Below are 19,316 nucleotides of genomic sequence, written 5' to 3'. Positions count from 1 at the left end.
AAAGCAGATCAAGATCAAGATCTACAGCACGGCGGCCTGAAAGCCGACCTGAGTGGTTGAAGCAAGAGCCAGGTCAAGTGCAAGGCAAAAGCCTATGTACCTGATGCAACTGGGTCTAAATGTGGGAGCGGGCTTGCTCGCGAAAGCGGTTGGTCAGTCAATTTATCTGTCACTGATACACCGCATTCGCGAGCAAGCCCGCTCCCACAGTTGACTGCATGCAGCTTTGAAAATGATGTCGGTTGTTGCTCTGGCCTTTACATCCTTAGCGGATTTACATGCACTGAAGAGCTGCTTTTCTGTGGGAGCTGGCTTGCCTGCGATGCAGACCCCTCGGTACATCAGGCACACCGAGTTGATGCCATCGCAGCGGTGCGACGATTCGACAACCCAGCTCCCACAGAAAAGCTGATCCTCATCGGGTTGAGATGAGCTAGCCACCAAAGGTCTGCGACGGCCGCCGCAACGTCGGATCAAACGGGTTGATCCGTGGCCCGATCGCCGCCGCTTCGCGCTTAAGCAACTCCACCACCATAGGCAAACGACTCGGCCCCAAGCGGTCGCTGATGGTCGCCACACTCAGCGCCGCCACCGCATGCCCATCCCGATTCAGAATCGGCACCGCCAACCCGGCCATGCCTTCGAGCACGCCGGTATTACGCGCCGCATAACCCAGGCGCCGTACATTCTCGACCTCAGAGCGCAACAATACCTCGTCATACAGGTGAAAATCCTTGAGGCGTGGCAGGTTGTAGCGAATCACCGTCTCACGCTCCTCCTCCGGCAAGAACGCCAGAATCGCCAGGCTGCCCTGCCCCACGCCGAGCGCCACACGCCCGCCGATATCGCCCGTGAAGGTGCGAATCGGATACGGCCCTTCGCTGCGATCCAGGCAAATTGCATCAAAGCCGCTGCGCGCCAGCAAAAACAGTGAATCGCCCAATGAAGCACTCAGGCGCAACATGCTCGGGCGCACCAGGTCGCGCAAGTTGCCAGTCTTGCCGGCGTTGGCCGCCAGGGCGAAGAACTCCAGGCTCAGGCGGTAGCGCTTGCTGCGCGCATCCTGCTCGACCATGCCCTCGTCCATCAGGCTGCGCAGCAGGCGGTGCGTAGTGGGTTGCGACAGACCGACTTGCTGCGCGAGCTGGGTAACGCGCTCGCCGCCTTCGGGCACTTCGCCCAAGGTGCGCAATAACGCAAACAGACGAGACACGCTGCCCGCGCCGACTTCCTTACGGTTTTCATTCCGCTCAGTGGAATCCATAACACATTATCTCGGCATTAATTCTGGTGAATGAATAAATCTAAAAATAATAGTCCGTTCAGTGAAATTCTATCTTCCGCCCATCCTAGTCTTCGTCCTAATCTGCGTCCACAGGGGCGAAATGAACAACAACTGGCAGCCGACTTGAGATCGAGCGCCAACGCACCCGCAACGCTCTTTTCGCATCTGCCCAAAACAAAAAAACGCGTTTCGACGCGACTCAAAAAAGGTGGAACGCAGACATGGCTTTTCTCCAACTCAACGCCTTGAGCAAACGCTACGGCGCCGTCGATGCTGTGGTCGCCACCGACCTTGCAGTGGAAAAAGGCGAGTTCGTTTCCCTGCTCGGCCCTTCGGGCTGCGGCAAGACCACCACCTTGCAAATGATCGCCGGCTTTGTCGACGTGAGCGGCGGGCAGATCCTGCTCGACGGCCGCGACATCACCCACGCCAAACCCGCCAGCCGTGGCTTGGGCGTGGTGTTCCAGAGCTACGCGCTGTTCCCGCACATGAGCGTGCGCGACAACGTCGCCTTCGGCCTGAAGATGCGCAAAGTGCCGGCCGCCGAAATCACCAGCAAAGTCAAAACCGTGTTGGAACTGGTGCGCCTCGCCCCTCACGCCGAACGCTACCCGCGCGAGTTGTCCGGCGGCCAGCGTCAACGTGTGGCCCTGGCGCGTGCGCTGGTGATCGAGCCGCCCGTGCTGCTGCTGGATGAGCCACTGTCCAACCTCGATGCCAACCTGCGCGAAGAAATGCAGTTTGAAATCCGCCGCATCCAGTGCGCCGTGGGCATCACCACCTTGATGGTCACCCACGATCAGGCCGAAGCGCTGTCAATCAGCGACCGCGTGGTGGTGATGCAGGCCGGGCGCGTGACCCAGATCGACGCGCCATACAAACTTTACGAACACCCACGTACGCGGTTTATCTCGGACTTTGTCGGCAAGGCCAATCTGCTGGCGGGTGACTATGACGAATTCGGCACTGCGCAAGTGCGTCATATCGGCGGCGACGGCGAACTGGTATTGAGCCTGCGCCCGGAAAAAATCCAGCTGGTCGAGGCAGGCGCAGGCCGCCTGCAAGGCAAGGTCCTCGACAGCTACTTTTTCGGCAGCCAATGGCTCTACCGCATCCAGACGCCTCTGGGCGAAATCACCGTGGTACGCAGCAACGACGGCAGCGCGCCGCTCGGTTGCGGCGCGGCGGTGGGCCTGGACTGGCACGCCGAATTGCTGCGCGTACTGGCGGCGGATGAGGTGCGCGCATGAGCCGTGGTTATCTGTTGTCGTTGCCGGCCCTGCTGCTGTTCAGCGGCCTGCTGATCCTGCCGCTGTTCATGACCCTGGTGCTGTCGTTCAACGTGTTCGACTACCAGGTGGGCGTGAAGGCCGATGAGTGGACCTTCGCGCATTACCTGTCGCTGTTCAGCGATGCGTACTTCTACGAGATCTTCTGGCGCACCTTCTGGATCAGCGCCTTGGTGACCCTGCTGTGCGTGGTGATCGGCGTACCCGAAGCCTACATCCTCAGCCGTATGGGCACGCCGTGGCGCTCGATCTTTTTGATTTTGATCCTCACGCCGCTGCTGATCTCGGTGGTGGTGCGCGCCTTCGGCTGGAGCTTGTTGCTCGGCGCTGATGGGCTGGTCAACCAAGTCATCCAGTTCCTCGGCGGGCGCCCGGTGAAGCTGCTGTACACGCCGTTCGCCGTGGTGATCGCCCTGGTGCACGTGATGCTGCCGTTCATGATCATCCCGGTGTGGACTTCGCTGCAAAAGCTCGACCCGTCGGCGGAACAGGCGGCGTTGTCGCTGGGCGCCAGCCAGGCCACGGTGATGCGCAAGATCGTATTGCCGCAAGTGATGCCCGGCGTGCTGTCCGGCACCTTGATCGTGTTCGGCCTGGCTGCCAGTTCGTTTGCGATCCCCGGCCTGCTGGGTGGGCGGCGCCTGAAAATGGTCGCCACCGTGGTCTACGACCAGTACCTCTCGGAACTCAACTGGCCCATGGGCGCGACCATTGCGGTGGTGCTTCTGTTGGTCAATTTGCTGATCATGCTGAGCTGGAACCGCATGGTCGAAGGCCGCTACAAAAAGTCCCTGGGGGTTTAAGCGCATGTCCAGAAACGGTCCTTTGGCCCTCGGTTTCCATGGTTTGGTGGTGCTGTTCATGATGGCGCCGCTGGTGGTGGTGTGCCTGGTGGCCTTCACCCCGGAAAACACGCTGAGCCTGCCCACCTCGGGCTTTTCCCTGCGCTGGTTTCGCGCAGTGTTCGAGCGTGCCGACTTTATCCAGGCGTTCTACAACAGCCTGATCCTGGCGTTTACCGCCGCCACCCTGGCGACCCTGATCGCAGTGCCCGCCGCCTTGGCGATCAGCCGCTATCAGTTCCCGGGGCGCAACTTTTTCAGCGCGTTGTTCCTCTCGCCCATCATCATTCCGCACCTGGTGCTGGGCGTGGCGATGCTGCGTCTGTTTGCGCTGATGGGCGTCAACGGCAGCTTCACCTGGCTGATGCTCGCGCACGTGGTGATCATCACGCCGTATGTGCTGCGCCTGGTGTTGGCGGCGGCCATTGGTATTGATCGCAGTGCCGAGCAAGCCGCCGAATCCCTCGGTGCCGGGCGTTTCACGCTGTTCCGTCAAATCACCTTGCCGATGATTCTGCCGGGTGTGGCCGGCGGCTGGTTGCTGGCGTTCATCAACAGTTTCGATGAAGTGACCCTGTCTATTTTTGTCAGCTCGCCAGCCACGCAAACTCTGCCGGTGCGCATGTACGTGTACGCCACCGAGTCCATCGACCCAATGATGGCGGCGGTATCGGCGCTGGTCATTGCACTCACCGCAGCCACCATGATCCTGCTCGACCGGGTGTATGGCCTGGACCGCGTACTGGTGGGGAAACATTGATGGCCTTGTTCAAACGCCTGGCCGAAACCCGCCGCCCTGCCCTGGCCTTCACCCTTGACGGGCAACCAGCCAGCGGTTTGCTGGGCGACACGTTGCTCACCGCCATATTGACCGGCGCCGAGCACCTGCGCGGCAGCGATTTCAGCGCCGAACGCCGCGCCGGTTTCTGCCTGATGGGCGCGTGCCAGGACTGCTGGGTGCAGCTTGAGGATGGCCGCCGTGTGCGTGCCTGCTCGACGCTGCTGGAAGAGGGCCAGGCGATCAGCCGCGATCCGGGGCGTCAGGTATGAAACCCATCGTGATTGTGGGCGCAGGCCCGGCAGGCATCAGCGCGGCGCGCACCTTGCTCAACCATGGCGTCAAGCCTTGCCTGGTCGATGAAAGCCTGCGCGGTGGCGGGCAGATTTATCGCCGCCAACCGGCCAATTTTCAGCGCTCGGCCAAGCAGCTGTATGGCTTTGAGGCGGGCAAGGCGACGGCGGTACACCGCACACTGGATGAGCTGGCGCCGCTGATCGACTACCGGCCCGAAACCCTGGTGTGGAACGCCGAGGACGGTCGCCTGGATATGTTGAGTAACGGCCACGCCGACAGCGTGGAGTATGCGCAAATTATCGTCGCCACCGGCGCCACCGACCGCATTCTGCCAGTGCCAGGCTGGACCTTGCCCGGTGTCTATAGCCTTGGCGCTGCGCAAATCGCGTTGAAATATCAGGGTTGTGCCATTGGTGAGCGCGTAGCGTTGTGTGGCAGCGGGCCGTTGCTGTATCTGGTTGCCTACCAATACGCCAAGGCCGGGGCCAAGGTGGTGGCGGTGCTCGACAGCGCGCCGTTCAGTGCCCAGTGCCGTGCTTTGCCGGCGCTGCTGGGGCAACCGGTAACCTTGGCCAAAGGCATTTATTACCGTGCCTGGCTCACCGCCCATGGGGTTCCTGTGCATCAGGGCGCGACGCTCCAACAGGTCGACGGCGAACAACGGGTGCGTGGCATTCGCTGGGGCAAGCAGGTGCTGGAATGCGATGCGGTGGCGTTCGCCCATGCGCTGCGCAGCGAGACGCAACTGGCGGATTTGCTCGGTTGTGAGTTTGCCTGGAACCCACTGAACCGCGCCTGGCTGCCACAGCGCGACAATGCCGGGCGTAGCAGCGTAAGCAGCGTGTACCTGGCCGGCGATGGTGCCGGGATCATGGGCGCCGATGCCGCGCAGATGGCCGGTGAACGTGCAGCGTTGGCGGTACTGGAAGATTCAGGCATCGCCATTGATCCGCTTCGCGCTGCGGTGCTTGAGCAGCAACTGGCGGGTATCCTGCGCTTTCGCCATGGCCTGGAAACCGCGTTCCCTTTCCCTGAGCAATGGGCCGCACAGGCGCCGGATGACTTAATCCTGTGCCGCTGCGAAGAAGTCAGCGTCGGCGATGTACGCGCCGTCGTCGATGAAGGCCACTGGGAAATAAACCGGGTCAAAGCCCATTGCCGCGTCGGCATGGGCCGCTGCCAGGGCCGCATGTGCGGGCTGGCGGCAGCAGAGATTGTGGCCGAGCGCAGCGGTCGCGCCATTCACGAGGTTGGCCGCCTGCGCGGCCAGGCGCCGATCAAGCCGCTGCCGTTCGGCGTGCAGGTGCAGCCATGATCGACGTGATCGTGTTGGGCGGCGGCATCGTCGGCGCCTCGGCGGCCTTGATGCTCGCGCACAAAGGCCAGCGTGTCGCCTTAGTGGAGCGGGACTTCTGTGGCTCGCATTCCAGCGGCGTGAATTACGGCGGTGTGCGCCGCCAAGGTCGCCCCTTGCATCAACTGCCCCTCTCACAACGCGCCCATGAGCTGTGGGCCGACTTGCCGGGGTTGATCGGCATCGACGGCGAGTACCTGCGCTCCGGGCATTTGAAACTGGCGCGCAGCCATGCGGATTTCGCCGCGCTGCAAGCCTATGCCGAACAGACCCGTGGTTTTGGCCTGGGCTTGCAGCTACTGGATTACACCGAGCTGCGCGCGCGCTTCCCGTGGGTGGGCGATATCGCGGTGGGCGCCTCACTGTGCCCGGAAGACGGGCATGCCAACCCGCGTCTGGTGTCGCCTGCCTTCGCCCGTGCGGCGCAGCGCTTTGGCGCGGCGGTGCACGAGCAGGCCGAAGTGACTCAGATCGAACATGACGGCCAGTGCTTTAAGGTGCGCTGCGCCAATGGCCTGCACCTGCAAGCGCCGTGGTTGCTGAACTGCGCCGGCGCCTGGGCCGGCACGCTCGCCGCGCAATTCGGCGAGCCGGTGCCGATTACCGCGGCGCACCCGGCAATGCTGGTGACCGAGCCGCTGCCGGTGGTGATGAACGTGAGCACCGGCGTTGAAGGCGGCGGGATTTATGCGCGCCAAGTCGCCCGTGGCAACTGCATCCTCGGCGGCGGCCGTGGTTTTGCCCTGGGCCCGCTGACGGCGCGCCCCGGGCAAGCGGCGGTATTGGAGATTCTGCGCAATGCCGGCGAGCTGTACCCGTTTCTCAAGGGAGCCCAGGCGATTCGTACCTGGAGCGGCACCGAAGGTTACTTACCCGATCATGAACCGGTGATCGGCCCCAGCAGCACCCAACCTGGCCTGCTCTACGGTTTCGGCTTTGCCGGCGCCGGGTTCCAGCTCGGCCCCGCCGTCGGTGAAGCCCTGGCAGAGATCGTCTGCACAGGCGCCAGCCGCCAACCCATCGAAGCGTTTTCCATTCGTCGTTTCCAAGCCTGAGAGGAAAAACACCCATGAACCCACGTATCGCGCTGTCCTGCTTGCCCCTCGTCTTGCTCACCGCCACCGCCCATGCCGCACCGACGCTGTACCTGGGCATGAACGGCGGCACCATGGAACGGGTGTACGCCGACAAGGTGCTGCCCGCGTTCGAGAAGGCCAATAACGTCAAGGTGGTGATCGTGCCCGGCACCTCGTCGGACATCCTCGCCAAGGTCCAGGCCAACAAAGACAACCCGCAGATGCACGTGATGTTCCTCGACGACGGCATCATGTACCGCGCCATTTCCATGGGCCTGTGCGACAAACTCACACCCAACCCGACCCTGGACCAGATCCCGGCCAAGGCGAAGATCAAGGATGAAGCGGTGGCCGTGACCCTGGGCGTCACGGGCCTGGGCTACAACGCCAAAATGTTCAAGGAAAAAGGCTGGGCCGCGCCCACTTCATGGATGGACCTGGCCGATCCGCGATTCAAAGACAAAGTGGTGTTCCAGTCGCTGGCCTCCTCCACCTTCGGCCTGCACGGTTTCTTGATGTTCAACCGCATCCAGGGCGGCTCCGAAACCAACGTGGAGCCGGGCTTCAAGGCCTGGCCAAAAACCATCGGCCCCAACGTGCTGGAATACATCGCCAGCTCCGCGAAGATCTCCGAGATGGTGCAGACCGACGAAGCCGCGATCTTCCCACTCACTCCAACCCAAGTCACCACGCAGAAATTGCTTGGCATCCCGATGGAATACGCACAGCCCAAAGAAGGTGCGGTGGTGCTCAATGTGGCCGAATGCGTGATTGCGCGTAACGACCAGCCGGAACTGGCGCAGAAACTTGCGGCCTACCTGCTGACCGCCGAGGCCCAGGCGCCCGCGCTGGAAGAAGGTGACCAGATACCCTCGAACCCGACCACGCCGACCACCGATAAAACCCGCGCACGGGTGGAGGCGATGCAGGGTTACTTGCAGACGGCAATTTCGATTGATTGGGACCAGGTGAACCAGGCGCGGCCAGAGTGGAATGCGCGCTGGAGTCGTTCGATCGAGCGCTAGCAGGTAGGCGTGGCATGCTCCCGCGTGACTGCGCGGGAGCTACTGGCAGTGAATGTTTGCCAGTTTCAGTCGCATGTCGTGATAGCGGTAAGTGTTTAGCAGAAGTATTCCCAGCAGTGGAAACGCAACCCCCAACAAGTAAGCCAGCGCGTGGGGCCGGTATTGAATGGTCGGGGTCACCACTATCAAGCACAGGACAAAATAGCCCGTCTGCCATCCAGTGGAAATAACGCGCCCGCGTGCCAGCATCCAATGGCCAAGGCCAGAAAAAATCATCAAGCCCAGCAACAGAGCAACGGAGCCTGCGGTTTGCATCGCCGGGCCAAGGCGGCGCAAATAGGTGGTGCTCGCCAGGAAGGTGGCGGCTGCGCCTGATAGCAGGCTCACACCGACCATAAGCATAAATTCAGGCAGGAACCGCGCAAAACGGTTTGCCGTTGACTCCCTCACGCTACAGTGCTCCCCGGCCAGTCAAGGCCTCTCGTGCAAAAGCGTGAGAGTAATCAGTAACTCCCAATGAGTGATGTAGGACGCGTCTCGTTTTTTTGCGCGCAACGTTACCGGTCTAGCCGCGAATCATCGGCTCCCACAGGAAAGCGGATCTTGGCTGATACCTATGCGCTTTAACGCGCCGCCATCGCGGCGAGTTCTTCGCGGCTACGGCTGATCGCTGCACCGGCATTCAGCAAGTCCGTTACCGCCGCCGCACCACCCTCCTCGCTGATGCCTCGGCACGCCGGCAGGTGCAGAACCACTTCCAGGCCAGCCCTGAGCAATTGCATGGCCGTGGTCTTGACGCAGAAGTCCAGGGCCAGGCCGCCCACTATCACGCGGCGCACGCCTTGGGCCTTGAGGTACTCGATAACCCCGGTGGACAGCTTGTCGTGCAGGTCGTGGTAACAGGCGCCATAGGGATGCAGGTCGGGTTCGACGCCCTTCCAGATGAAGTAGTCGTAGTCATACGGGGTGGGTAATTCGTCGAGCAAGGTGAAGCCTTCAGTGCCCGGCACACAATGACTGAGCCAGGTGAGGTCGGCATGCTCGAGGCCGGTGGGTTTAAGCATGTCGCCGGGCTGCGTGACCACCCACGGGGCGTGCGGGGTATGCGCGTCTTTGCTGCCGACACGGTAAGCGGCAAGACTGGCCATATAGTTGAGTTCGGCACCGATCTGGTCACCGCCAGCCACCGGCAGTTCATTGGGGCACAACGGCGTGAAACTCTTTTGAGGGTCGACGTCGAATGAGGCTAAGGCGGTTTTCGGAAGGGGCATGGCGGCACTCCTGTGAGGTGCAGGTAAAAGTAGACATGAGGGACTGCTACCTCCACAAACACTTTGTTTACTTTTTTGATCACAGCGTTGCCGTTCAAGAAGTCCAACAATCAAAGGTGGGAGCTGGCTTGCCTGCGAAAGCGGTGGGTCAGGCAGCAAGACTACAACTGATAGACCGCCATCGCAGGCAAGCCAGCTCCCACACTGGACCTAGTTCATCCAGTTACCGCCGTCGACGTTGTAGGTCTGGGCCACGACGTAATCGGCGTCTTTGGAGGCCAGAAAAATCGCCATGCCGGTCAAATCCTCGGCCGTGCCCATCCGCCCGAACGGCACCTCGGCGCCAACCCGCTGCTTCTTCTCGCCAGGCGCCAGCCCTTCATGCTTGGCAAACAGCGCATCCACGCCATCCCAATGCTCGCCGTCGACCACGCCGGGTGCGATGGCATTGACGTTGATGCCCTGCTTGATCAGGTTCAAACCCGCCGACTGCGTAAGGCTGATCACCGCCGCCTTGGTTGCGCAATACACCGCCACCAGCGGCTCGCCGCGCCGCCCGGCCTGGCTGGCCATGTTGATGATCTTGCCGCCGTGGCCCTGGCTGATCATTTGCTTGGCCGCCGCCTGCAAGGTGAACAGCGTACCGGCGACGTTGATCGAGAACAGCCGCTCAAAGCTGTCACGAGTGATATCGACGATGGGCGCCAAATCGAACAGTGCGGCATTGTTGATCAGGATATCGAGTTTGCCAGCCTTGGCCACCACGGCAGCAATCGCAGCGTCAATGGAGGCTTGGTCGGTGACGTCCATCGCTACCGCGTAAGCCTGTGGGCCCAGCTCGGCCGCTGTGGCCTGGGCGCGTTGCAGGTTGATATCGGCGATGGCAACCGTTGCGCCCTCGGCAATGTAAGCCTGGGCAAAGGCGCGGCCGATACCGCGCGCCGATCCGGTGATCAGCGCGCTTTTACCTTCGAGTCGGTTCATAAAGAAGTCCTGTTTACTTAGGGTAACCGGCGCGTTTCATTTCGCGCTCGGTGGTGGACTGGGCTTCAAGCAAGGCCTGGTCAACCGTCATGCCGCCGGTGAGCGCGGCCGAGAACAGCTTGCCCACCGAGGTGCCGATGGCCTGGAATTCCGGAATGGTCACGTACTGGATACCCACGTACGGCACCGGCTGGGCCGACGGGTGCGCAGGGTCGGCGTGCTTCATCATCTCCAGCGTCACCTGGGCAAACGGCGCGGCCTTCAGGTAAGCCTCGCTGTAGGTGGACTGGCGGGTGCCCGGCGGTACGTTGGTGATGCCTTCTTTATCAGCGACCAATTGGATGTAGTCCTTGGAAGTTGCCCAGGCAATAAAGGCCTTGGCGGCGTCTTTATGCTTGGACGTGGCCGGGATGGCCAGGGACCAGGCGTACAGCCAGGATGAGCCTTTGTCGGTGACTTCGGTGGGTGCGGCGGCAAACCCTACACTGTCGGCGACTTTGCTCTGGGTTTTGTCGGTGGTGAACGAGCCGGCGACGCTGGCATCCACCCAGATCGCGCACTTGCCACTGTTGAACAGCGCCAGGGTTTCGTTGAAGCCGTTGCTGGAGACGCCCGGCGGGCCGTAGTTTTTCAGGGTGTTGACGTAATAATTGGCAGCGGCTGTCCACTCGGGGCTGGTCAGTTGCGGCTTCCACTGTGGGTCGAACCAGCGCGCGCCAAACGCGTTGGCCATGGTGCTCAACAAGGCGATGTTCTCGCCCCAACCGGCTTTGCCACGCAGGCACATGCCGTATTGGTCTTTGTCTTTTGCCGTAAGTTTGGCGGCGAACTCACCGAGCTGGGTCCAGGTCGGGTGTGCGGGCATGCTCAGGCCGGCTTGCTTGAACAAGTCGGTGCGGTAGTAGGTGACAGTACTTTCACCATAAAACGGCAGCGCGTACAGGGTGTTGTTGACCGACAAGCCCTGGCGCACCGAAGGGAAAATATCCTCGGCGTCATAGTTGGCCGGCAAGTCGGTCAGCGGTTCCAGCCAGTGTTTGGCGCCCCACAATGGCGTCTCGTAGGTGCCGATGGTCAGCACATCGAACTGCCCGCCTTGGGTGGCGATATCGGTGGTGAGGCGTTGGCGCAGCACGTTTTCTTCGAGCACCACCCAATTGAGCTTGATGTCCGGGTGCTGCTGCTCGAACACCTTGGACAGGCGCTGCATGCGGATCATGTCACTGTTGTTGACCGTGGCGATGGTCACGGTGTCGGCGGCGTAGCTGGGCATGGCCAGCGCCAGGCCAGTCAGCAGGAACAGCGCGTGTGGGAGCTTGAGCATGGCGGTATCCACCTGTTGTTTTTGTTGTTGAGCCGCGATTACAGCAGCTTGACCTGGCCCCCACAAACGAATGGCGAATGCGCCGCTGGTACTTTTTTAACTTGCGCTTGAAAGTCAAAAAAGTATCAGTGCAGGGCGAAACCGGGGGTAGCGCACTGATTGCCGGTGCGCGTATTTTGGCGTTATCCAACGCATAAGAGGCATCACCATGCCCGTCAGCCGCGCCCAATTGTTCGAACAACGCCCCGCCGAACTCGAAGTGATCCTGCCCGAGCCGGACCACTGCTTTCGCTGGTTCGAACATGACTACCCCTATGACCTGGCACGCTGGAACCATCACCCCGAGTTTGAGATTCACCTGATCCGGCAAGGCAGCGGCAAGTTGGTGGCGGGCGACTATATCGGTGCGTTCAGCGCCGGGCACGTGGCCTTGATCGGCCCGAACCTGCCCCACGACTGGATCGGCGACCTGGCCCCCGACGAATATTTGAATGGCCGCGACGTGGTGCTGCAATTCGACGGCGCCGCCCTGCTCGCCCTGCGCAAAACCCTGCCGGAACTCGGCGACTTGCAGCCGCTGTTCGAACAGGCCCGGCGCGGCCTGGAATTCACTGGCGAGACCGCTGTGCAGGCCGCCGAATTGATGGAAAACATCGGCAACGCCCATGGCCTGCAACGGTTGGTCCTGTTCCTGCAACTGCTCGACTCGCTTAAAAATGCACCGCCAGCGCAGGTAAAGGCGCTGGCCAGCCCGTGCTATGCGCCTACCCTGGATGCACGCAGTGCCGAACGCATCAACAAAGCCTTCGATTACCTGATGCGCGAGCTGACCGGCGACTTGCGCCTCTCGGTCATCGCCCAGCAACTGCAGATGAGCGAACCGGGCTTCTCACGCTTTTTCAAGCGCAACACCGGCCACGGTTTTATCGACCTGATGCGCAAGTTTCGCGTGCAACGCGCCTGCCGCCTGTTGCTGCAAAGCGACATGTCAGTGGCGGACATCTGCTTTGAAGTGGGCTACGCCAACCTGTCCAACTTCAACCGCCACTTTCGCATCGAGATGCATCAGACGCCCAGCGAGTATCGGCGCGAAACCGCGATGCATTTATTCAACCGCATCGAAAAATTGACACCCAGCCAATTTTGACCAAAAGGTCGACTAATCCCTGTTTTTTCCATACTGCTCAAGCCTTTGAGCAAAGTTGGTACGCCACGTGCAAACGTTTGCGGAACGAACTTGGCCACCAGGTTCACCACTACCCGCAGAAACGGGTTCAAACCGCGTAAGAATAGGGATTTTCAATGCACCTCACCTCAAGGCGTCCCGCTTGTTTTGGTGTTTCCTTGCTACTGGCCGCCGTTACGGGAGTACTCAGCGCGCCCATTTTGGCGCAGCAAAAACCCGTGAATGACTCAGCACAGGGCGAAACCCTCAGCCCTGAAACCAAAAGCCCCGACGCCAGCCCGACAAAAAAAGGCGTGTATATGTCGGAGTGGTTCAACCAGGACCTGACCCTGATCGGCAGCAAAGACATCAGCTTCGGCCCCAAGCCGCAGGATGATGTGTACCTGGAATACGAGTACTTCGGCCGCAAAGGCCCGTTCGAGCTGTATGGCTACATCGACGTGCCGAAAATCCTCGGCATCGGTAACAGTAATGACAAAGGCGCGTGGGACCATGGCTCGCCGGTATTTATGGAGCATGAGCCGCGTATCTCCATCGACTACCTGGCCGGCCGCAGTTTGGCCATCGGCCCGTTCAAGGAATGGTATGTAGCCTTTGACTGGATCTACGACCACGGCAGCAACAAGTCCAACCGCGCCAACACCTTGTACAGCGGCCTGGGCACCGACATCGAGACCCATTCGCGGGTCAACCTGTCGGCCAACTTCTATGGGCGTTACCAATGGGAAAACTACGGCGCGAGCAATGAATACTCGTGGGACGGCTACCGTGCGCAAATGAAGTACATCGTGCCCATCAGCAGTTTCGATAACGGCGCGTCGCTGACTTATATCGGCTTTACCAACTACGATTTCGGCTCGGACTTGCACAAGGACAACCCGGCGCGCACCGCCAACTCACTGGTGGCAACCAACGTGCTGCTGTACTCGTTCACCCACTTGCGCTTCACCCTGGTCGGCCGTTACTTCCACAACGGCGGCAACTGGGAGGATGGCAGCGAGCTGAATTTTGGCGAAGGCAACTTCCGCGCCCGCTCGGATGGCTGGGGCTACTACGCCGGTGTTGGTTACCAATTCTGATCAAGGAGCTATAGATGAACATGCTTACCCGTCTCTCGATGGCCATCGGCCTGGCCTTTTTGCCCCACGTGGTGCTGGCGGATGCTGCGGCGCCGATCAAACCCAAAGTGATGCTGATCACCATGTTCGCCCCCGAGGCGCAAACCTGGATCGACCGCCTGGAACTCAAGCAGGAAGTCCGCGTGCCAGGCCTGTCAGCCGAATACCCGGTGATCCGCTGCAACACCCAGGACGTGTGCCTGCTGGTGACCGGCATGGGCCAGACCAACGCCGCCGCGTCCACGCTGGCCCTGGCATTGTCGCCCAAGTTTGACCTGCGCCAGAGCTATTTCCTGATTGCCGGGATCGCCGGCATCAGCCCTAAACACGGGACCATCGGCACAGCGGCCTGGGCGCATTACCTTGTGGAGTTCGGCACCCAGTGGGAGCTGGATTCGCGCGATGCACCTAAAGACTGGCCAACCGGTTACATCGGCATCAACACCAAAGGCCCCAACGAAAAACCACCGTTGGACTACAAGACCGAAGTGTTTGAGCTTAACCCCAAGCTGCAAGCCAAGGCATTTGCCCTGTCGCAGAAGGTTGTGCTGAGCGAAAGCAAGGAATCCAGCGCCTGGCGTAAACACTACCCCGCCGCGCCGGCCAACCAGCCGCCGCAAGTCACGCGTTGCGACACATTGGCGGGCAATACCTGGTTCTCCGGCACACGCCTGAGCGAACGCGCCGAGGTCTGGACCAAGTTGCTTACCGACAACAAAGGCGAGTACTGCACCACCCAGCAGGAAGACAACTCCACCTATGAAGCCTTGCTGCGCGCCAGTCGTGAAGGGTTGGTGGACATTCAGCGCTTGGCCGTGGTGCGGGCTGGTTCCGATTTCGACCGGCCGTATCCGGGTTACAGCGAAGTGGACAACCTGCTGAAGTATGCGGACCAGGGCGGATTTGTGCCGGCGCTGGAGAACCTGTACCGCACGGGCAATCCGCTGGTACAGGCGATCCTGAAGAACTGGTCGGCATGGGAAAAAGGCGTCCCTGAAGCCTAGTGCAGATAGATCGTTCCCACGCTCCGCGTGGGAATGCCGCCCCGGACGCTCCGCGTCCCGTCGTAGATGGTGCAAGGTGACGCGGAGCGTCAAAGGATGCATTCCCACGCAGAGCGTGGGAACGATCTTAGGCCACGGGGTGGGCTACATTCAGCGCCTTGTCGACCAGCAACTGCACACCTTCCAGCATTCGGCAGATACCCAGCGCGACATTGCGTTAGATCGTTCCCACGCTCCGCGTGGGAATGCCGCCCCGGACGCTCTGCGTCCCGCCGTAGATGGCGCAAGGTGACGCGGAGCGTCAAAGGATGCATTCCCACGCAGAGCGTGGGAACGATCTTAGGCCACGGGGTGGGCTACATTCAGCGCCTTGTCGACCAGCAGTTGCACACCTTCCAGCATCCGACAGATACCCAGCGCGACATTGCGTTGCGAACCCTCGATTTCAAATGCCAGGTGGTTGGCAATGTCGCTGATGGACGCCAGATCCTGGGAAGCATTGACCAGCAAGGTTTCCGTGCCCAGATCGGCGCGCACGGTGAAGATGCCTTCGCTGGGTTCAGGAATGGGTTTGCCGGGGTTGAGGTAGTGGTTGATCGCGCGGTAGGCGACTTTGTGCAGGGTGCTGGTGTCGTAGTCTTGATGGACTGGGGGGTTGGGGGTGTCTTTGATCATGGTGAAACTCCGTCGACAAGTGAAGCTGCCAACGCTCGCGGTCAAGCGAGGAAAAGGTGGCAGCTGTACGCGGGTTGACCGACCGGTTGTCAACGAACCCGGCATACCCAAAGGTATCCCGCGCACAACTGCCGCGACACAATACCTCAGGCATAAAAAAAACGCCTGAGGTTGGTACAGGGCGTAGCGATTCGTTAACAAGTCGGACGGTCAAATCCGGCCGCTGAATTGGCAGCGACGGCAGTGAGGTTAGTCAGCCCGCTTCCGAGCGACAACCTGAAACCTTTGTGGGAAACGTCTGATCGAGAACACACCCTCAAGCCTGGTGAAGATCAAAATGTGGGAGCTGGCTTGCCTGCGATAGCGGTGGGTCAGGCAATAAAACTACACCTGACAGATCGCCATCGCAGGCAAGCCAGCTCCCACAGTTTTTAACCGAATTAAGGCAGGAAGATAATCTTGTCCGCACTGCGGTTGTTCACTTCCTCGTAACACTGCACCCCATCCGCCAACGCCACTTCACGCAAGCCTGTCGGCAACGGCAGCGAACCCTCATCAAAAAACCGCCCAAACTGCTCCAGCATCACCGCGCACTGCTCGCAGTTGTAGAGTAATGAATTGATGCCCACCACCGAACCGCCCTTGCGATACAACGCCAGCGCCGGCAGCTGCACATGCCCATCGACCGGCGCGGCGATAATTGCGATGCGGCCAAAGGGGGCCAAACCGGCGACAGCCGCCGGCAGCCAGAAACCGGTAGTGTCAAAGATCACATCAGCGCCGCCCTTGAACACCGCATTCACCTGCCCGCCCAATGCGTCCGGCTGGCCCAAGGCAATTGCGTCGAAACCCTGCGCCTGCAACGCCTCGACCTGATCCGCCTTGCGCACCGCCGCCAACACCTGCGCACCGCGAATTTTCGCCAGGGCCAACGCCGCGCTGCCTACCGCACCATTGGCGCCAACTACCAGCAGCCGCGTGCCTTTGCCGACACCGCTGCGCTCTAGCGCATCCCAAGCAGTGGTGTACGGCACGCCGAGGCTGGCGGCCTGGGCAAAGCTCAAGTGTGTCGGTTTATGCGCCACGCCTTTCGCCGACACCGTGAGGTATTGGGCATGTGAGCCGTCGGCAAAAAAGCCCAGGTCCCGGCCGGTGCCCCACACTGCCTGGCCAACCAGTTCCTGCGGGCCTTGCACCACCACACCGGCAAAGTCCCGGCCGGGAATACGCGGCAACGTCGTATAGGGAAACCGCCCAAGTACGTTTTTAACGTCGCTGGGGTTCAAACCCGCCGCTTTAACCTGCACCAACACTTCACCGGCAGCCGGCAGCGGTTTGGCGACTTCAACAAAACTGAGGGCGGCGAGGTCGCCGGTGGCGGAAAATTGCAGTGCGTTCATGGCCAACATCCATTGAAGTGAAAAAAGAAATCAGGACAACCAACCGCTGACCAGCTCACGCCCCATGGGCCAGAGCTTCTCGCCGATCAACATGCCCATCAGCCCCACCAGCGCAATGGCGGGCGGCGCGGGCGAGCGAAAGTCCAGGGCGCCGTAGATCACGCCGACCAACAGGCCGATGGCGAGGGAAATGAGATAGTTCATAGGGGATAGTTCATAGGGTTTACGCCGGGTGGGTTGATGCGCCCAGTGTAGTGAGCCCATTCCCGAAGCATCGGCCAAGTGCTTCAGGATTTCGGCCAAAGCCTCAACCGACGTACTGCGACGGCGCCACACCGAGCTCTCGGCGGAACATGTCGCTGAAGCTGCTCGGCGAATAGCCCAAAGAGCGGGCAATGCCGCTCACCGACTGGCCCTGGATCAGCTCCGCCACCGCCGTGGCCAGCTGCACTTGACGGCGCCACTCGGCAAAGCCCATACCGAGGTGGTTCTGGAACAACCGCGCCAGGGTGCGCACGCTGGCACCCGCTGCCTCGGCATGTTGCTCAAAGGGGATTTCCAGCGAGGGCGCCGCCATCACCGCCTGGCAGGCATTGATCAAACGGCGGTCCGCCCCCAGTGGCATGGCGATGCGGATCGGCGAGCGGCGCGCGCGGTGCAGTTCCAGCAGCGCCAAGCCGACCACGGCGTCGTAATAGGCGGTATCAGCGTTATCGTCTTGATCGACCAGGGTGACGATCAGCTCACGCAGCAGGCCGCCGACTTCAATCACCTGCACCTGACTGTCCAGCGTCGCCGCCAACGCCGGGCGCAGGTAGATGTTGCGCATCTGCAGGTCCGAGACCACACGAATTCCGTGCTCCACACCCGGCGGCAGCCACACGGCGCGCTGCGGTGGTACCACTAAAGCTTCGCGTGGTGTTTCAACCCACATCACCCCGCTCATGGCGTAGAGCAACTGGCCCCAATCGTGGCTGTGGGGCTCCACATACAACCCACGCGGGTAGGTGCGCGCCAGCGGTTGCACGGGGATGGCATGATCAGTGAGGTCGGGAGGCGCGGCCAGGGCCATGAAGAGCACATCAATCAAGGGTGAGCGGCCATGGTAATGACCGCCACCCGATAAGCCGAGAGGATTTTTAGCCTTTGGCGGACTTGGCGCACTCGCAGCCCGTCGGCGAGGCACACGGCTCGCCATGCGCATGGTGCTCGGCACAGCCTTGGCAGCAATAGCCCTTGCCGTCTTTCATCACCGCATTAGTGCCCAGTACGCAATTGCAATGTGGGCAGGCACAGTTTTCGTTAGCCATGTTCAGACTCCTTTTGCATGGTCGTCCAGGTGCAACGGGCGCTGCACCTTAAGCAGTGACTATAGGCAAGGTTTCAAGGTTCACCGCCGTTAATCGGGCAGGCGGCTATTGCTGCGGTACATGAACACCAGCGCCAATGCCAGCAGCAGCATAGCCACCACGCGGCTGCCCGACAGCTCGATGGCCGGGTTGCCCAGCCAGCCGAAGTTATCGATCAGCATGCCCATGCCCAACTGCCCGACGATAACCGCCACCGTGGCCACCGCCGTACCCACCACGGGCACCGCGCCGACCATGACCATCATGTACACCACGCCGAACAAGGCGCCGGTCAACTGCCATTTGGGCACGTCCAGCAAGCTCAAGGCCTGTGCGGGTTCGAAAAAGAAAATCAACAGCGCCGTGGTGATTGCGCCCACCGCAAAGGTCAGCAAGCTGCTGCGCAACACGCCTACCGTCTGGCCCAGGCGGCCGTTGATGGCGGCTTGCACACTCAGCACCGCACCGGCGGCAATCACCAGTACCAATAACAAAATCAGATTCATCGCTTTAACCTCGTGCAATCAGAACAAGTGCCGCCACAATCAACGCCAGGGCAATCCAGCGTTCACCATTGACCCGCTTGCGCGCGGTGCCGAACCAGCCGAAATGGTCGATCAGCACGCTCTTGCCGACCTGGCCCGACAGAATCGCGATCATGGTCATGGCGATACCGATATGCGGCGTGGCCAAAGTCAGCACCACCACGTACATCGGCCCCAAAAAGCCGCCGATCAACTGCCAGCGCGGCAGGTCGGTGAGTGCCGGGCCTTTTTGCCGGCCGCTGAACAGCAGCAGTAAAAACAGGATTGCCGTGCCTACGCCAAAGATGCTCAAGGTCGCCCACAAATGCCCGACTTGCGCACCCAATGGCCCGAGCAAGCCGGCCTCAACCGACAGGCCCATGCCCGCCAGAATCACCAGCGGCAGCAAGAGCAAGCGCAAAAGGTTTTTTTTCGGCCTGGCCTGCGCCACGCCCTCGATGGAACTTGCCTGCATACATCACCTGCGCTTCAAGAAAGGAAACATGGCGCGCATTATCCGGTGGCCGTGCTGTGC

The 19,316-nt window shown here is 61.1% G+C and carries 22 protein-coding genes; 10 read left to right on the top strand and 12 right to left on the bottom strand.

The window, feature by feature from the left end:
• Positions 1 to 433: 433 nt before the first annotated feature.
• Positions 434 to 1,264: an IclR family transcriptional regulator gene (locus tag K0H48_RS11920; protein WP_219267604.1), complete on the bottom strand. Its 831-nt coding sequence runs from the start codon at positions 1,262 to 1,264 to the stop codon at positions 434 to 436.
• 242 nt (positions 1,265 to 1,506) lie between these two features.
• Here K0H48_RS11920 and K0H48_RS11915 point away from each other — a divergent pair, with 242 nt between their 5' ends.
• The 7 genes from K0H48_RS11915 to K0H48_RS11885 are packed head-to-tail and all read left to right on the top strand — an operon-like array spanning position 1,507 to position 7,946.
• Positions 1,507 to 2,535: an ABC transporter ATP-binding protein gene (locus K0H48_RS11915; protein ID WP_219267603.1), complete on the top strand. Its 1,029-nt coding sequence runs from the start codon at positions 1,507 to 1,509 to the stop codon at positions 2,533 to 2,535.
• Positions 2,532 to 3,377, top strand: coding sequence for an ABC transporter permease (locus tag K0H48_RS11910; protein WP_069787205.1), 846 nt, complete (start codon positions 2,532 to 2,534; stop codon positions 3,375 to 3,377). Before K0H48_RS11915 ends, K0H48_RS11910 begins: the two co-directional genes overlap by 4 nt.
• 4 nt (positions 3,378 to 3,381) lie before the next feature.
• A complete protein-coding gene (locus K0H48_RS11905; RefSeq protein ID WP_065932095.1) occupies positions 3,382 to 4,176 on the top strand; it encodes an ABC transporter permease in 795 nt (264 codons plus the stop codon).
• Positions 4,176 to 4,466: a (2Fe-2S)-binding protein gene (locus K0H48_RS11900; RefSeq protein ID WP_219267602.1), complete on the top strand. Its 291-nt coding sequence runs from the start codon at positions 4,176 to 4,178 to the stop codon at positions 4,464 to 4,466. Before K0H48_RS11905 ends, K0H48_RS11900 begins: the two co-directional genes overlap by 1 nt.
• Positions 4,463 to 5,806: an NAD(P)/FAD-dependent oxidoreductase gene (locus K0H48_RS11895; protein WP_219267601.1), complete on the top strand. Its 1,344-nt coding sequence runs from the start codon at positions 4,463 to 4,465 to the stop codon at positions 5,804 to 5,806. The genes K0H48_RS11900 and K0H48_RS11895 overlap by 4 nt, the downstream gene beginning before the upstream one ends.
• Positions 5,803 to 6,900 carry an FAD-binding oxidoreductase gene (locus K0H48_RS11890; protein ID WP_219267600.1) on the top strand — a complete coding sequence of 366 codons (1,098 nt, stop codon included), beginning with the start codon at positions 5,803 to 5,805 and terminating at the stop codon, positions 6,898 to 6,900. Before K0H48_RS11895 ends, K0H48_RS11890 begins: the two co-directional genes overlap by 4 nt.
• 14 nt (positions 6,901 to 6,914) lie before the next feature.
• Complete coding sequence (locus K0H48_RS11885) at positions 6,915 to 7,946, top strand: ABC transporter substrate-binding protein (protein WP_138815119.1); 1,032 nt, start codon at positions 6,915 to 6,917, stop codon at positions 7,944 to 7,946.
• Positions 7,947 to 7,985: 39 nt separating this feature from the next.
• Here K0H48_RS11885 and K0H48_RS11880 read toward each other — a convergent pair whose 3' ends face one another.
• The 4 genes from K0H48_RS11880 to K0H48_RS11865 all read right to left on the bottom strand — a co-directional run bounded on the left by K0H48_RS11880 (position 7,986) and on the right by K0H48_RS11865 (position 11,525).
• Positions 7,986 to 8,396 (bottom strand): hypothetical protein, encoded by a 411-nt coding sequence (locus K0H48_RS11880; RefSeq protein WP_219267599.1) that lies wholly within the window; start codon positions 8,394 to 8,396, stop codon positions 7,986 to 7,988.
• Positions 8,397 to 8,569: 173 nt separating this feature from the next.
• Positions 8,570 to 9,217, bottom strand: a complete 648-nt coding sequence (locus K0H48_RS11875; protein ID WP_219267598.1) for a nicotinamidase — start codon at positions 9,215 to 9,217, stop codon at positions 8,570 to 8,572.
• A 210-nt stretch (positions 9,218 to 9,427) separates the two neighbouring features.
• On the bottom strand, positions 9,428 to 10,201 hold the full coding sequence (locus K0H48_RS11870) for an L-iditol 2-dehydrogenase (protein WP_219267597.1): 774 nt from the start codon (positions 10,199 to 10,201) through the stop codon (positions 9,428 to 9,430).
• 13 nt (positions 10,202 to 10,214) lie between these two features.
• Complete coding sequence (locus tag K0H48_RS11865; RefSeq protein ID WP_219267596.1) at positions 10,215 to 11,525, bottom strand: sugar ABC transporter substrate-binding protein; 1,311 nt, start codon at positions 11,523 to 11,525, stop codon at positions 10,215 to 10,217.
• A gap of 208 nt (positions 11,526 to 11,733) precedes the next feature.
• Here K0H48_RS11865 and K0H48_RS11860 point away from each other — a divergent pair, with 208 nt between their 5' ends.
• The 3 genes from K0H48_RS11860 to K0H48_RS11850 all read left to right on the top strand — a co-directional run bounded on the left by K0H48_RS11860 (position 11,734) and on the right by K0H48_RS11850 (position 14,833).
• Entirely contained in the window at positions 11,734 to 12,672 is a 939-nt protein-coding gene (locus K0H48_RS11860; RefSeq protein WP_219267595.1) for an AraC family transcriptional regulator, read from the top strand.
• Positions 12,673 to 12,827: 155 nt separating this feature from the next.
• Complete coding sequence (locus tag K0H48_RS11855) at positions 12,828 to 13,790, top strand: nucleoside-specific channel-forming protein Tsx (protein ID WP_219267594.1); 963 nt, start codon at positions 12,828 to 12,830, stop codon at positions 13,788 to 13,790.
• A 14-nt stretch (positions 13,791 to 13,804) separates the two neighbouring features.
• A complete protein-coding gene (locus K0H48_RS11850) occupies positions 13,805 to 14,833 on the top strand; it encodes a purine nucleoside permease (protein ID WP_219267593.1) in 1,029 nt (342 codons plus the stop codon).
• A gap of 339 nt (positions 14,834 to 15,172) precedes the next feature.
• Here the strand turns inward: K0H48_RS11850 and K0H48_RS11845 are convergent, their stop codons facing one another.
• From K0H48_RS11845 to K0H48_RS11815, 7 genes are all read right to left on the bottom strand, one after another.
• Positions 15,173 to 15,508: a DUF6124 family protein gene (locus K0H48_RS11845; RefSeq protein WP_219267592.1), complete on the bottom strand. Its 336-nt coding sequence runs from the start codon at positions 15,506 to 15,508 to the stop codon at positions 15,173 to 15,175.
• Between the two features lie 440 nt (positions 15,509 to 15,948).
• Positions 15,949 to 16,908 (bottom strand): zinc-binding alcohol dehydrogenase family protein, encoded by a 960-nt coding sequence (locus K0H48_RS11840; protein WP_219267591.1) that lies wholly within the window; start codon positions 16,906 to 16,908, stop codon positions 15,949 to 15,951.
• Between the two features lie 30 nt (positions 16,909 to 16,938).
• Positions 16,939 to 17,112 carry a DUF1427 family protein gene (locus K0H48_RS11835; RefSeq protein WP_138815109.1) on the bottom strand — a complete coding sequence of 58 codons (174 nt, stop codon included), beginning with the start codon at positions 17,110 to 17,112 and terminating at the stop codon, positions 16,939 to 16,941.
• A 103-nt stretch (positions 17,113 to 17,215) separates the two neighbouring features.
• Entirely contained in the window at positions 17,216 to 17,980 is a 765-nt protein-coding gene (locus K0H48_RS11830; protein WP_219267957.1) for a helix-turn-helix transcriptional regulator, read from the bottom strand.
• 67 nt (positions 17,981 to 18,047) lie between these two features.
• Positions 18,048 to 18,218 (bottom strand): metallothionein, encoded by a 171-nt coding sequence (locus tag K0H48_RS11825; RefSeq protein ID WP_138815108.1) that lies wholly within the window; start codon positions 18,216 to 18,218, stop codon positions 18,048 to 18,050.
• 89 nt (positions 18,219 to 18,307) lie between these two features.
• Positions 18,308 to 18,763, bottom strand: coding sequence for a DMT family transporter (locus tag K0H48_RS11820; RefSeq protein WP_219267590.1), 456 nt, complete (start codon positions 18,761 to 18,763; stop codon positions 18,308 to 18,310).
• A gap of 4 nt (positions 18,764 to 18,767) precedes the next feature.
• Positions 18,768 to 19,256 (bottom strand): DMT family transporter, encoded by a 489-nt coding sequence (locus K0H48_RS11815; RefSeq protein ID WP_219267589.1) that lies wholly within the window; start codon positions 19,254 to 19,256, stop codon positions 18,768 to 18,770.
• Between the last annotated feature and the right edge of the window lie 60 nt (positions 19,257 to 19,316).

It is taken from the genome of Pseudomonas sp. Xaverov 259 (assembly GCF_019352915.1).
Lineage (GTDB): Bacteria > Pseudomonadota > Gammaproteobacteria > Pseudomonadales > Pseudomonadaceae > Aquipseudomonas.
Note: the sequence above shows the minus strand (reverse complement) of the source record. Positions and strands in the feature narration are given on the sequence as shown.